Genomic DNA, 14,050 nt, shown 5'->3' on the forward strand with positions numbered 1-14,050 from the left:
TCTGACGGCGGCAGACGCCGTCAGGTTGCGGCGCCTCCGCCTATTTTGCGAGAAGCGCTTCGGCCACATCCTCCAGCTTCATCCCGCGGGACCCTTTAATCAGAACGAGGTCCCCCGGCTTTAATGCGGTGTGCAGCTCGGCGGTTAACGCTGCTTTATCTTCGAACCAGCGGACACGATCCGGACCGAACGATTCTTCCGCGGATTCCGCGATCTGCCTGCCGAGCGGCCCGTAAGCATATACGCCTGCCAATGCGCCGGGCGACAAAAGGGCGCCGATTTCCCGGTGATACCGGATTTCATCCTCCCCCAACTCCAGCATATCGGCAAGGACCACATACTTGCGCGGATATCCTTCCAACTGCTCGACGAGCCGGATGGACGCCTTCATGGAGCTGGGGGAAGCGTTGTAGGCGTCATTGAGCACGGTCACTCCGCCGGGGGTCAGACGCTTTTCGATTCTCATGCCCGTCATCTGCATGCCGGCCAATCCTCTGCGTATGTCCGAATCGGGAACTCCCAGTACGGTGCTGACGGCGATAGCCGCCAGCGCGTTGTCGACATTATGTTCGCCAAGAAGCGGAATGTAGTACTTTTGCGCATCCTTGTCGCTTTCCGAGCCCCGCGGATTGATTGAGAAATGCGTGCCCTCCCCGTCCATTTGAATAAAAGTCGGGTACAAATCGTTCGTATGACCGCGCCCGAAACGGATCTGGCTCAAACGGGCGGGCTGCTTCATTTCCGGAAGCACGAGCGGCAGAAGCGGCTCATCCCCGTGGAACACGTAAGTGCCGCCGTCTTTCAGGCCGCTGAGAATTTCCGTCTTCGCACGGGCAATCTCCTCGCGGGAGCCGAGCTGCAACAGATGAGCGTCCCCGATCATCGTAATGACGGCGATATCCGGTTCGGCGATTTCGGAGAGCAGCTCGATTTCTCCGCGCCCGCTCATGCCCATCTCAACCACGGCCACTTCGGTCGTGTCGTCAAGCTGGAGCAGCGTCAGCGGCAGGCCGATGTGATTGTTCAGGTTGCCTCTGGTTCTGTGTACGTTGTATACCGTTCCGAGGACAGCCCCCATCATATCCTTCGTGGTCGTTTTGCCGTTGCTGCCGGTAATGCCGACCACTTTAACGTTCAATGTTTTCCGGTACGCGTGCGCAAGCTTCTGCAGGGCGGAGAGCGTATCGTCCACTAAAAGAAGCGGCAGTCCTTCAGGGCGTCCTTCCTGCCGGCTTTCCAGCCACAAAGCGGCCGAAGCGCCTTTCGCGGCGGCATCCCGCGCGAATTCGTGCCCGTCGAAGCGTTCTCCCACGAGTGGGACAAACAGGCTTCCGGGCGCGATCGTACGCGTATCCGTGGATACCGCGTCAATCACGATCCCGCCGGAGCCGTTCTCCGTTTCCTTCGGCATCAGAAGCTTCGCGCCCGCCAGTTCGGCTACAGCCGTTAAAGGAAGCTTTTTCATGAATGCAGCCTCCTTAAGGCGGCACGGGCTATCAGCCTGTCATCAAAATCATGCTTGACCCCGGCGATATCCTGGTAGGTTTCATGTCCTTTTCCCGCTATCAATACTACATCGTGAGGGCCTGCCTCTTCAATAGCCTTTTGGATCGCTTCCGGTCTGTCGACAAGAAGCTTGTAGCGGCTTTCATCCAAGCCCGCTTCAACCAGCCCCGGAACAATGTCGAGCAGGATCGCGCCGGGATCTTCCGTCCGCGGATTGTCCGAGGTGACATATACGTCATCGCTCAGTTCCCCCGTCACTTTCCCCATGAGAGGACGTTTCGTCCGGTCACGGTCACCGCCGCATCCGAATACGCATCTGATCCGCCCCTGTGCGAATTCGCGTATCGAACCGAGCGCGTTCCGGAGACCGTCGGGCGTATGCGCGTAATCCACGAGGACGAGAAACTCCTGGCCTTCATCGACAATCTCCATACGTCCGTCCACTCCCGGCATGCTGCCGAGGCTTTCCCGGATTTGGGACAGAGAAAGTCCTTCGGCAAGGGATACGGAAATGGCTGCCAGCGCATTATAGACGTTAAACAAGCCTACGAGCTTCATGCGCATCGGCTCCGTACCCGCAAAGGATACCACGTCGAATTCCGTTCCTTTGGCCGTGATGCGTATGTTGGATGCTCTAACGTCGCAATCCCGGTTAACTCCGTATGTAATGACTTCGGCCGCGGTTAATTTGGCCAGGCGATCCGCCGAAGGGTCATCCGCGTTTAAAACCGCATACTGCTTATCCCCGGCGTCCCCTGTAAACTCGTTCCCCATGCGCGAGAACAAAAGTCCTTTGGCCGCCTCGTATTTATCCATCGTTTCGTGATAATCCAAATGATCCTGCGTCAAATTTGTAAAAACGGCTCCGCGGAAACGGACGCCTTTGACCCGGCCCAGATCAAGTGCATGGGAAGACACTTCCATGACACAGTAGTCGGTGCCTTCGTCCGCCATAAGACCGAAGGTGCGCTGCAAATCGGAAGCTTCCATCGTCGTGCGTTCCATCGGAGTAAACTCCGAACCGATCTTGGCGGAAATCGTTCCCATTAGCCCCGTCCGGAAACCTTGGTCCCGTAATATATGTTCGACCAGATAACTTGTCGTCGTTTTGCCGTTCGTCCCCGTGATACCGATCACCTTCATCTTCCGGCTCGGGTACCCGTACACGCAGGCCGATAAAACCGACATCGCGTATCTGGCATCTTTCACAATCAGCTGCGGAACATCAAGCTCCAGTTTCCGTTCCGTCACAAGCGCTGCCGCCCCGAGCTCTACCGCCTTAGGAGCGAAGTCGTGGCCGTCGGATACGAATCCGGGCACACAGACGAATAAATCACCGGGGCGTACTTGACGGGAATCGGTAGCGATGCCTGATATTTCTGTTGTCTCTTCACCTATGAGTTGACAAATTAAAAGCTGAGAAGCCAATTCCTTCAGCTTCATGTCAAATCGCCTCCCACCATTGGCACGTTTCATTTGCTATTCTATGTGTTGTTTCTATCAGTATGGACAAAAGCCTGACAAGAAAGAAGCGCCGAAACAATCAGCGCCCCTCTTTTTTGTCCATAGCGCCTTCCGGCGGATTAGATAAGTATACACGAATTGTTGAACCCCGGTCTACTCTCGTCCCCGGCTTCGGCGCCTGGCTGATCACCGTATTTCCCGTGCCGGACTTGGCAATCAGGAAGTCGGAGTTCAGATCTTCGTAGATATCCTGAACGGTGGCTCCCACCAGATCGGGCACTTCTACAATCGGCGTTTCGCCATATTTATATTTTTTCGCCAGCTGGTTTTTGTCCGGCTCCACTTTCATGTACCGGAGCGCATCCTGCATAATATTTTTGACCAGCGGGGCTGCGATCAGTCCGCCGAACTGGATGCTCTGCGGATCGTCGACCGCGGCATAAACAACCACCTTCGGATTGTCGGCCGGAGCGAATCCGATAAAAGACACGATATGCTCATTCGGAGAATATCGGCCGTTTACGACTTTCTGGGCGGTCCCTGTCTTGCCGCCGACCCGGTACCCGTCAATGAACGCGTTGCCGCCGGTTCCTTTCGCCACGACGCTTTCCAGCGCCTCGCGGACCTGCTTCGACGTCGCTTCCGAGATTACGGTATCCACCAGCTCCGGCTTAACCGTTTCTATCACACGGCCCGTTTCGGGCTCAATCCATGATTTGGCGACATGCGGCTTGAATAACTTACCCCCGTTGATCGCCGCCGAAACGGCTGAAATCTGCTGAATCGGCGTTACGGAGACGCCCTGCCCGAAAGCTGTCGTCGCAAGCTCGACCGGTCCCACCTGCGAAGGCTTGAACATAATTCCGTTTTCTTCTCCGCCGAGGTCGATTCCGGTTTTTCTTCCGAAGCCGAATCGCTTGATATAGTCGAACAGTGTCTCTTTGCCTAGGCGCTGTCCCAGCACGACAAAACCCGGGTTGCAGGAATTTTCCACGACTTCCAGGAACGATTCGCTCCCGTGCCCGCCCCGTTTCCAGCAGCGAAGCCTCGCTCCGCCGACTTCAATCGCGCCGGGATCATGAAATCTTTCGTTTTTCAGGTCGACTTTCTTCTCCTCCAGCGCGGCGGCCAGCGTAATGATCTTGAAAGTCGAGCCGGGCTCGTACGTCATCCAGATCGGAAGATTCCGGTTATAGGTCTCGACCGGATATTCCGCAAAATTTCCCGGCTCGTAAGTCGGCCGGCTTCCCATCGCGAGAATCTCTCCGTTGTTCGGATCCATCATGATAGCGATGGCATGCTTAGGCTGGTATTTCACCATAGCCTGGTCCAGTTCCCGCTCAAGCACCGCCTGCAAGTGCTGGTCGATCGTCAGCTGCAGGTTCAAACCGTCTTTAGGCTCACTATACTGTTCGGTGGAACCCGGCATTTTGCGATTGGCAGCATCTGCCAGGTAAGAAACATTGCCTTTGATACCGGTGAGAAGCTTGTCATACTTGCTCTCCACACCCGTCAGTCCCTGATTGTACGTTCCCGTGAAACCGAGAATATGCGCCGCGAGACTGCCGAACGGATAATAGCGGCGGTTATCCCCCGCTACCACAATACCGGGCAGGTTCAGCGCTTTAATCTCCTGTGCTTTCTCCAGCGTTATTTTCCGTCCGGCGGGCTTGATCTCGTTGATGCGCTCCCGCTTCGTGATCTGCTTGTAAATCGAATCGACGGGTGCCTGTAAAACTTCCGCAAGCTTGGCCGCCGTTGCATTCGGATCTTTAAGCTGGACCGGGATGGCCATTACAGACGGCGTGCTGATGTTATACGCCAGTTTCTCCCCGTTGCGGTCCCATATCTCGCCGCGGTTGGCCGCAAAGGGAATCTCCCTCCGCCAGGAATCCTCCGCTTTGGCCGACAAGCCGGGGCCGAGCCACAGCTGTACGTACGCCAGCCGGATGATCAGAGCGACGAACAAGACCGTTCCCAAAATGAGTGCGGCGAACAACCGGCGCCGCACGGTAAAGCTGGACACTCGCATGGATACGCTCCCCTTCCAGACAAGTCATGACTGTTCTTCTCATGACTATTCCGAACAAGCAGGGGATAGAACAGGCACGTCCGACTTATTCGGACTTTTCCGGGACGGCCTGCTTCTCTTCCGGCGGTGTTAGAACTTCTCCTCCCAGAGGCTGAAGCTGAAGCGTAAGCACGCGTTCCGTCCCTTCGCCCTGCAAAGCCTGGGAAACCACGTAGCCTTCGCCGGTGCTGGCGGTGCGGATACCGAGCAGCGCGCACAGCTCAAGCGCGTCTCGCAGCGCCTTGCCTTTCATATCCGGTACCGCGATTTCCGCTGGAGCCTGCATGGCAAGGTATACCCGCTGGTAAGGACCGATCTCGGTGCCGGCTTTCGGGTACTGGGCTACAACCTTGGCCCCTTGGCCGACGGTTTCGATGTCCACCCCTGCGCGTTCCGCCGCGGCTTTCGCCTGGGCCGCCGTCATATTGCCGAAATCCACCGCCTTCTGCGTGGACGTCTGAACCGGCGTGACCTGCGCCTGCTGCTTGCTGGATGGAATGCGCAGATATCGGAGGGAATTCTGCATAATTTCTTTAAAAGCCGGAGCCGCCACATAGTGGCCGAGCAGGTAGTTATTTCCGAGCTCAGGCTCGTCGGCGATGATAATAAGAACGAACTGCGGATCTTCCACCGGCGCAAAACCCGCGAATGAAATGACCCACTTATTCGCGGCATACCCTTTTTGTCCGGGGATAACCTTATTCGCGGTACCGGTTTTGCCCGCGATCCGGTAGCCTTCGATGTAGGCGTCTTTACCGGTCCCCACAACCTGATCCGCTACTACCTGTTCCAGATATTCACCGACTTTTTTGGCCGTAGTTGCGCTAACCGGCTGTCCGACGACTTTAGGCTCTATTTTCTGAATAGGCTGCTGGGTCTTCGGGTCGATAATTTCCTTCACGACATGAGGCCACATCAGTTTACCGCCGTTAGCGATCGCTCCGTACGCGGCCGCTTCCTGAATGGCCGTCGCCGTCAATGCTTGTCCGTACGTAGCCGCCGCATAGTCGACCTCATAGGCAAGATTCGTCTGGCCGGCAACCTCGCCGTACAAATCGATATTTGTTTTTTTACCGAAACCGAACCGGTCGATATAATCTTTCAGACGCTCGACACCAAGCATTTTATAGCCCAAGTTGACAAAAGCCACGTTACTGGATCTTTTGAGTCCCTCTAGATACGTAATAGGCCCCCATCCGATTCTGTTGTGATCAAAAACCGGTTTTCGGCCGGGAACTTGGACCGAGCCCGACTTAAATTTAGCGCCCGGATCGAAAACTCCCTCTTCCACGGCAGCCGCCAGCGTAACCAGCTTAAACGTGGAACCCGGCTCATACTGGGACTGGACGTTGTGATTAATCTGGTCTCCGCCCTTCCAAAATTCATTCGGGTTGTAATTCGGGTAGCTGGCCATCCCCAAAATTTCCATCGTTTTCGGATCGGCCGCAATCGCCATCAGGCCTTTCGGGTGCCATTGATCCATAACTTTGGAAAGGGCGTTCTCTATATAGTACTGGATGTTTTTGTCGATCGTCAGCTTGACGTGATTCCCGTTAACGGGAGGCACAAAGACGGATTTGCTTTGAACGAGTTCGACGCCGTTCTTGTCACTGTTGTAGCTGAGCGAGCCCGGTGTTCCTTTGAGCTGGTCGTCCAGCTGCGCTTCGATGCCCATGCTCGCTTTGCCTTCACGGTTTGTATATCCGAGAATATGCGCGGCCAAAGAATTGCCCGGGTAATAACGCTTCTTTCCGGTCGTAAGATAAATCCCCACATCGGCCTGCGTCCCGTATTTCTTTTTATCTTTTTCATTCAATTTCTGCTGGAGCGTCTTGACGAGCTGCTGCACCTGATCCGCCTTCGCTTTGTCGATGTTTTTGCCTTCGTTATTGACCTCGACATTAACAAGATACGCATCCTCGGGCTTCGGCTCTTTTTTCGCCTCTTTCTTGCTGTCTTTCTTCTCGTCTCCGGCCGCATTCGTTGTACTTGATTGTGCAGCCGCGGGGTCTACCGCTCTTTTCTTCGTGGCCAGACCTTTGATTTTACCGGAGAGGTCGGGTGAATCCGAGTTGTCTTTCAAAATCTCCGTCAGACCGGCCGCTATATCGTCCGCCAGCCCTGTCAGGTAGATCACTTTCGGATTCAGCGAAACCGAATAAGCGGGAACCTCCTCGGCCAGAATCCGGCCTTCCCGGTCGAGAATCTTTCCCCTCTCGGCCGGTACGACCCTATCCGTTTCCCACCTTTTCTCCGCTTCGGTGAGAAGTTTGCTGGCGCTCACTCCCTGGATCCACAAAATCCGGCCTAAAAAGACAATAAAAAGAAGGGTAAAAAACCCTCCAATGAGTAGTGAGCGCATTTTCATTTTCTTAATCATGTACGTCCCCACCTCAAATCGAAATTACCTGTCCGCTAGCGACCCGCCGCGACGGAACTTTTCTTATCTATGGAGGCTTGACCCGAACCAGGCGTTACCTGTCTGACCTGATCGTCACCGGCAGGCTTAAGCCCTTTTTCTTTCGCGATGGCTTCAAGTCTTTCCGGGTCTTTCAACTTCTGAACTTCCTGCTGGTTGGCATCGTTCTCCGCTTTGAGCGTTGTAATATCTGTCTTCGCCGTCTTAATTTCGCTGTTGATCTGATAGATGGTTGTGTAGCGCCATACGATACCCGTCGCAACGAGTACGCAGACTATAACCAGAAGCAAATACAGGAGCTTCTCTCCAACAGGCAGCGGCTTGTTTTTGACAATCACTTTCTTCGTTTCCCGTACGGTCACGCGTTGACTGGTTGCTGTCGACTTTTCGGCTAAATTTCCTTGGATATATCCCGGCATAAGTTCCTCCTGATTACAGCTTTTCTGCGATTCGTAATTTGGCTGATCTGGCTCTGGTATTGTGTTCGAGTTCAGCAGAACCTGCTGTAATCGGCTTCCGGTTCACAAGCTTCACCACACCGGTGTTTCCGCATACGCACATGGGGAAATCAGGAGGGCAGGTGCACCGTCCCACATAGCTGCTAAAAATTTGTTTGCATATACGATCCTCAAGCGAATGGAACGTAATGACGGATACCCGTCCGCCGGGAGCCAGGCAGCGCACCGACTGATGCAGCGCGTCCTCGAAAGCCCCCAGCTCGTCGTTGACGGCAATCCGCAAAGCCTGGAAGCTTCTCTTGGCGGGGTGTCCGCCTGTTCTCCGCGCGGCTGCGGGGATGCCTTCCTTGATGAGCTCGACGAGCTGGCTCGTCGTTTCGATCGGGCCGGCGGCCCTGGCTCTTACAATCGCGCCCGCTATACGGCGGGAAAATTTCTCCTCCCCGTATACAAACAAGATGCGGGCGATTTCAGCCTCCGGCCACTCGTTGACGATGATCTTGGCGGTAAGCTCCGTGCTGCGGTCCATCCGCATATCCAATTCGGCTTCCTGGTGGTAGCTGAACCCTCTTTCCGCCTCATCAAGCTGAGGCGAGGACACTCCAAGGTCAAACAAAATTCCGTTTACCTGCGGAGCCCCGTCGCGGAATGCTCTCGGCTCATCCTTGAGCACTTCTTCAATCCGGCGAAAATTCGTTTTGATAATTTTGACCCGGTCCCGGTAGGGCGCGAGTGTATGCTCGGCGTTCGCAAGTGCCGCATCGTCCTGATCCAGAGCTATCAGAAGACCTTCCGGTCCCAATCTGGAGGCGATTAAGGAACTGTGCCCCGCCCCTCCCAGCGTACAATCCACGTATACGCCGTCAGGTTGTATGTGTAGACCGTCTACTGCTTCTTCTTTCAAAACGGTGATGTGATGAAACAAACCCAATTCCCTCCCTAAGTAACTCGCAGAGCTTACTCGTGATGTTATAAGTCAAAATCGAAATCAACCAGCTTCTCGGCAATTTCGTTAAAAGACTGTTCCGACTGCTCAAAATAGCTTTCCCAAACCGACTTGCTCCAAATCTCGACTCGATTGGAAACGCCGAGCACCACGCAGTCTTTCTCGAGTTTGGCATGCTCCACCAGGTTGTTCGGAATATTGACCCTTCCCTGCTTGTCCAGTCTCGCTTTCCGTGGCCCCCGAAAAGAAAAAACGCGTAAAAGCGCGCGCATCGGCTTTCATAAGCGGCAGTGCTTTCAGCTTCTGTTCAAGAACGCTCCACTCAGACTTAGGGTACACAAACAAACATTGGTCCAAACCGCGGGTGACGACAAAGGATACTCCGAGGGCTTCGCGAAACTTAGCCGGTATAATAAGCCGGCCCTTCTCGTCAATGTTATGCTGGTATTCCCCCATAAACATTGACCCTCACCCCTTTCGCCCCACTTCGCACCACTTTTCTCCACTTCAGTATGTTTACTTCTTCATTTACACGGAAAATCCTTCTCAGAAGCATAAATCGGTTAAAATTAATTTTTCTCATTTTGTGGATAAGTCGGCAGCAAAAACAAAAAAACCCGGTGCAGAGCACCAGGCTGTGGATAATTCATTCTTTCTCTTTATCCGCAACTGCGGATTCGTCTTGCAGAACCCGTTCCGTATTCTCTTCCGGGGCCGTTCCTTTTTCGGGCAAGGATTCCGGCTTCTGAGATTCGGAAGGAGGTTCGGAAGCTTGTGCAAATTTCTGAGCCTCCACTCGTCTCATCCTGCGTCTGCTTCTCGACCGGACTCCGAAATAAACCGGCAGTCCGATAACCAGAGCGATGGCCGCGACAGGAAGCAATGCCGTCACGAAAATGACGAGGCCTTTTAAAACCGTCACGATAAAGTCAATGCTCTTGGTAAATGTACTTCCGATCTGCTTTCCGAAAGGCGTTCCGCTCCCTTTTAAAATAGAGCCTTCTTTCGGTTGAACCAGTTTCAGCTCTACCGTCGAATATTCCACGTTCTGATCCAGATAACGCATCCGTCCCTGGATCCTTTCAATTTCTTCCTGGACTTTGCCGAGTTCCGCGGAAAAAGCGAGAAGTTCGTCGGACTTCGTCGCCTTCTCCATAAACGCCAGGAGCCTGGATTCCACAACTTTTTTCGCTTTAAGCCGGGAAGTCAGGTCCACATACTCCTCCGTCACGTCCTGACCCGTTATGTTTCTTTGCCGGGTGGGGCTGATTTTCTCGATTCCGTCAAGAAGCGAAGAAAAACCTCCCGCCGCCACTTTGATGGTAAACGTGCCCCCTATTTCGGAAGACGTATTATCCTCGGTGAACTGAAGGATATACGCGCCGCTCGCTGTGACCAGCTCACGCAGAGCCTTCTGGGCTTTGGCGTAGTCCTCTACTTCGGCTGTGAGATTTCCCTTATAGATTACCTTCCGGTCAAAACCGTCCCCGGCTGCCGGAGTTGAGGACGGATTAACGGCGGCAGGTGCCGGGGAACTGTTTCCATCGGCTTGCTTGGCTGCGCCTTCTTTCTTCATTAATTCCGTGCTCGCGGAAGTTGTTGCAGCGGTCCCCGATTTCTGATCGGCTGTGGAAACCAACTTATCTGCTGAGCTGCATCCCGTCAAGCTGGCACCTAGAAACAGAGCCGCGATCAATCCCCTTGCTCTCCTAAAGCCGTCCCGTTTCCCGTCTCTTGTCCCGTCCCGTTTCCGCTTCCTTTCCCTTACCGGATAGTTGTGTTTCATAAGACCCCCTATGATTATCCATATTTTTCTATATCATTCCTTTTGACGCATTCTTATCCGGGAAGTTGCAAATGGACGGAAAAATTTTATCTTTAATTACCTGCAATTTCTTTCCTAAATACGTTTATAAAAAAAGCCTCTTGTTCCGGTTAAGATACCGGAAACAAGAGGCTCTTCAAGGACAATTCAAGAAATCAATGCTCCTGCCAGCTTTGCAGGTAAGCCTTTTGCTCATCGGAAAGCCGGTCGATGGAGATTCCGAGCGACTCCAGCTTGTAGCGCGCTACCTGCTCGTCAAGCTCATAAGGCACGTTGACGACGGTCTTCCCGATCGCTTCATAACGGTCGTTCACGTACTTGAGCGACAACGCCTGAAGCGCGAAGGTCATATCCATAATCTCCGCCGGATGACCGTCTCCCGCCGCCAGGTTAACGAGACGTCCTTCCGCCAGAAGGTAGATTTTGCGTCCGTCTTTGAGCTGGTATTCTTCGATATTACGGCGTACCGTACGCACGGAAGAAGACTGGGCTGCCAGCTCGGGTTTGTTGACCTCCACATCGAAATGACCGGCATTGGACAAAATCGCCCCGTCCTTCATCACTTCGAAATGTTCGCCCCGGATCACATCGCGGTTGCCCGTTACCGTCACGAAATAGTCGCCGACTTTAGCAGCCTCGGACATCGGAAGAACCGTAAATCCGTCCATATAGGCTTCAACCGCTTTAATCGCGTCAATCTCGGTGACGACCACTTGAGCGCCCAGACCTTTGGCACGCATCGCGACGCCTTTGCCGCACCAGCCGTAGCCGACCACGACAACGGTTTTGCCTGCGACGACCAGGTTGGTCGTACGGTTGATCCCGTCGAAAACGGATTGTCCGGTTCCGTAACGGTTGTCGAACAAGTACTTGCAGAACGCATCGTTCACGGCCACCATCGGGAATTCCAGACGGCCTTCCTTGTCGAGCGCCTTCAGGCGCAGAATGCCGGTCGTCGTCTCTTCAGCCCCGCCGCGCACTCCTTCAAGCAAGTCTCTGCGTTCCGAGTGAAGAATGGTCACCAGATCGCCGCCGTCGTCAATGATCAGATCCGGCTTCGTTTCGAGCGTTTTGATCATGAGCTCTTTGTATTCCTGCGGGTCCGGATTATACTTGGCGAACACGGTAATGCCGTCTTCCGCCAAAGCCGCGCAAACGTCGTCCTGCGTGGACAGCGGGTTACTTCCCGTAATGGTCACTTCCGCTCCGCCCGCTTGAACGACTTTCGCCAGATAAGCGGTTTTAGCTTCCAGATGAAGAGAAATGGCTACTTTAAGACCGCGAAACGGCTGTTCTTTCTCGAACTGCTCGCGGATACGGTTTAATACCGGCATATGTGCCTTAACCCAATCGATTTTCAAATGCCCTTCGGGCGCCAGGGATTGATCCGCCACAATGCTGCGTTCTACTGCGTTCATCCAACTATTCCTCCTCGATTGCTAAAATCTTCTACTATATAGGCTGTCTAGTTAAATATAAACCAGGTAGTGGCCCCCGTCCATCGGCAAATCCGCATCCAGCAGCTCCCGGAGCCACGTATCCCCGTATCGGTTCAAATAGGCGCATACGTTATATACCCGCTCCTGCGGTTTACCGAGCGGCATCAAAGCGAGCTCAATGCGTTTCCACTGGGATAAAGCCGTATCGTGCCGGCGGATAAGGGCCTGTTCCGCCTTACGTTCCAGATAATCGATCTGGTGAAGAATTTTATCGAGGTTCGTATGCCCCAGCTCCGGCAGTCCCGCTTCGATTGCGGCCAGCGAGTCCACGAGCGGGGTGTAAACCTCTTTCACGCGCCCGCGCGCTTCTTCAAACCGTTCACGGACCGGGAACGGGCTTTGCGCGCGGAGCCATGCCTCTCTGCGCTCGTCGATACCCGCCGTAACGTCATCCATGGACAGGTCGTACCGGTCCATCCATTTCGTGACGGCATCCTCGACGAGTGTGAACTCCAGCCGCGGCATGACGATCGGCATCGTCATGCCGTGCAGCGCGAACGCTTCCCGCGTCATCGCCCAGTAGGCCACCTCCGCGGGACCGAGCACGGTGCCCAGCACCGGAAGCAGGAACTCCTGCATGAGCGGGCGGGAAAGAACGCCGTTGCTGAGGCGTTCCGGCTCCGTCTCCGCGAGGGCCAGCAGCTCTTCCCTGCTGTAGGCGCGCAGGTCTTTCTTGTCGGCGAAGCCTTCCCCGCTGCGCTGCAGCAGGACCCGCTCGCCGCTAGGATCGATGACGAACAGATGCGACTGTTCGCTGGTCACGTCCACTTGAGGCGTATAGCCGAGCGCCTCCAGCTCCTGCCGGCCGCGCATCAGGGCGGCCGCGAGATGCTCGTTGCCGCCGACGAGACGCGTGAACATCGGCGCCTCCAGCTTGCGCAGAGCGGGATCGTCCGCATCGAGGAGGACGAGCCCGCTGTCGCCGAACAGTGCGGCCATCCAGCCGGCGAACGTATCGCTGAGCGTGGCCAGGCCGTTCATGGACGAGCGCAGCCGGCTCAGCAGCTCCGTCTTATGCGGGCTGTCCGGCAGCGACTCATCCAGCGCGCGGAGCGCCTCCCCCCATGTCTGCTCATCCGCCTGCCAGCGGCTGACGGATGTCCGCAGATTCCATGGGCGGCGGATCGATAGTTTATGTACGTCCAGTTCGGGACGCTGCACTTGGATATGATCGACTTCGTCGAAGTCGTGATCCTCCCCGGCGATCCAGAATACCGGTACGACAGGCGTGCCCAGCTCCGCCTGGGCTTGCCTGGCGGCGATAAGAACGGTAACCGCTTTGTAGATGACAAGCAGCGGCCCTCCGAACAAGCCGGCCTGCTGGCCTCCTACCACGGTAAGTGAATTTTCCTCGGCCAGACCGGCAGCCGCACTCAGCGCCTTCTCCCGGTTGCCGATACGGCGGTTATATTCAATCAGCACCTCGGCCAGACGCTTCCGGTCCGCCCGGTTCGCTTCCGTATGGCGGACAGCTTCGGCGCGGCGGCGCAAACTTCCTTTGTCCCATGGATTATAATCAAACAATGCCGACACACGGTCGAAATGATGGATGTAATCCTCGGTTAAAGGTTGGCTCTTCTTCCATTGATAAGCTTTCCACGGCATCTCTCTGCAGCCGCCTCCCCCGTAACCACTGTCGGATTTTTACTCTTAATTGATTGTACACGGCAAAGACCTTGACGTCAAAATGGAAGTTGCTAATTTTTTTATATCAGGTACAAAAAAGGCTGTCCCTCCTTCTCGGTCTGCAGACCTACAGCCCTTACCGTCTCAGGCTGCAGCAATGGTTCATTCGAACGCCTCTTTTCTATTCTTCCAATATCTTCTATTATGAATAAAGAACCTAGCGCGCGAAAAAAGAA

At 54.8% G+C, this 14,050-nt stretch carries 9 protein-coding genes and 1 pseudogene; all 10 read right to left on the minus strand.

What is annotated here, in order from left to right:
- Positions 1 to 40: 40 nt before the first annotated feature.
- On the minus strand, positions 41 to 1,465 hold the full coding sequence (locus ABC395_RS17770; protein WP_413005110.1) for a UDP-N-acetylmuramoyl-tripeptide--D-alanyl-D-alanine ligase: 1,425 nt from the start codon (positions 1,463 to 1,465) through the stop codon (positions 41 to 43).
- Positions 1,462 to 2,949, minus strand: a complete 1,488-nt coding sequence (locus ABC395_RS17775) for a UDP-N-acetylmuramoyl-L-alanyl-D-glutamate--2,6-diaminopimelate ligase (RefSeq protein ID WP_413005111.1) — start codon at positions 2,947 to 2,949, stop codon at positions 1,462 to 1,464. Before ABC395_RS17775 ends, ABC395_RS17770 begins: the two co-directional genes overlap by 4 nt.
- Before the next feature lie 100 nt (positions 2,950 to 3,049).
- Positions 3,050 to 5,002: a stage V sporulation protein D gene (locus ABC395_RS17780; protein ID WP_413005112.1), complete on the minus strand. Its 1,953-nt coding sequence runs from the start codon at positions 5,000 to 5,002 to the stop codon at positions 3,050 to 3,052.
- An 85-nt stretch (positions 5,003 to 5,087) separates the two neighbouring features.
- Positions 5,088 to 7,421 (minus strand): penicillin-binding transpeptidase domain-containing protein, encoded by a 2,334-nt coding sequence (locus tag ABC395_RS17785; protein ID WP_413005114.1) that lies wholly within the window; start codon positions 7,419 to 7,421, stop codon positions 5,088 to 5,090.
- Positions 7,422 to 7,456: 35 nt separating this feature from the next.
- Positions 7,457 to 7,879 carry a cell division protein FtsL gene (ftsL, locus tag ABC395_RS17790; protein ID WP_103993611.1) on the minus strand — a complete coding sequence of 141 codons (423 nt, stop codon included), beginning with the start codon at positions 7,877 to 7,879 and terminating at the stop codon, positions 7,457 to 7,459.
- A gap of 13 nt (positions 7,880 to 7,892) precedes the next feature.
- Positions 7,893 to 8,843 (minus strand): 16S rRNA (cytosine(1402)-N(4))-methyltransferase RsmH, encoded by a 951-nt coding sequence (rsmH, locus tag ABC395_RS17795; protein WP_413005115.1) that lies wholly within the window; start codon positions 8,841 to 8,843, stop codon positions 7,893 to 7,895.
- A gap of 44 nt (positions 8,844 to 8,887) precedes the next feature.
- A pseudogene (mraZ, locus tag ABC395_RS17800) lies at positions 8,888 to 9,326 on the minus strand (division/cell wall cluster transcriptional repressor MraZ).
- Positions 9,327 to 9,510: 184 nt separating this feature from the next.
- The gene (locus ABC395_RS17805) at positions 9,511 to 10,560 is read right to left on the minus strand and encodes a DUF4349 domain-containing protein (RefSeq protein ID WP_413005116.1); all 1,050 of its coding nucleotides are present in this window, start codon (positions 10,558 to 10,560) and stop codon (positions 9,511 to 9,513) included.
- 284 nt (positions 10,561 to 10,844) lie between these two features.
- Entirely contained in the window at positions 10,845 to 12,107 is a 1,263-nt protein-coding gene (locus tag ABC395_RS17810; protein ID WP_413005118.1) for an adenosylhomocysteinase, read from the minus strand.
- Between the two features lie 51 nt (positions 12,108 to 12,158).
- Complete coding sequence (gene bshC, locus ABC395_RS17815; RefSeq protein ID WP_413005120.1) at positions 12,159 to 13,793, minus strand: bacillithiol biosynthesis cysteine-adding enzyme BshC; 1,635 nt, start codon at positions 13,791 to 13,793, stop codon at positions 12,159 to 12,161.
- Positions 13,794 to 14,050: the final 257 nt, after the last annotated feature.

The organism is Paenibacillus canaveralius, from assembly GCF_047238265.1.
In the GTDB taxonomy this organism is placed as follows: Bacteria; Bacillota; Bacilli; order Paenibacillales; family NBRC-103111; genus Paenibacillus_F.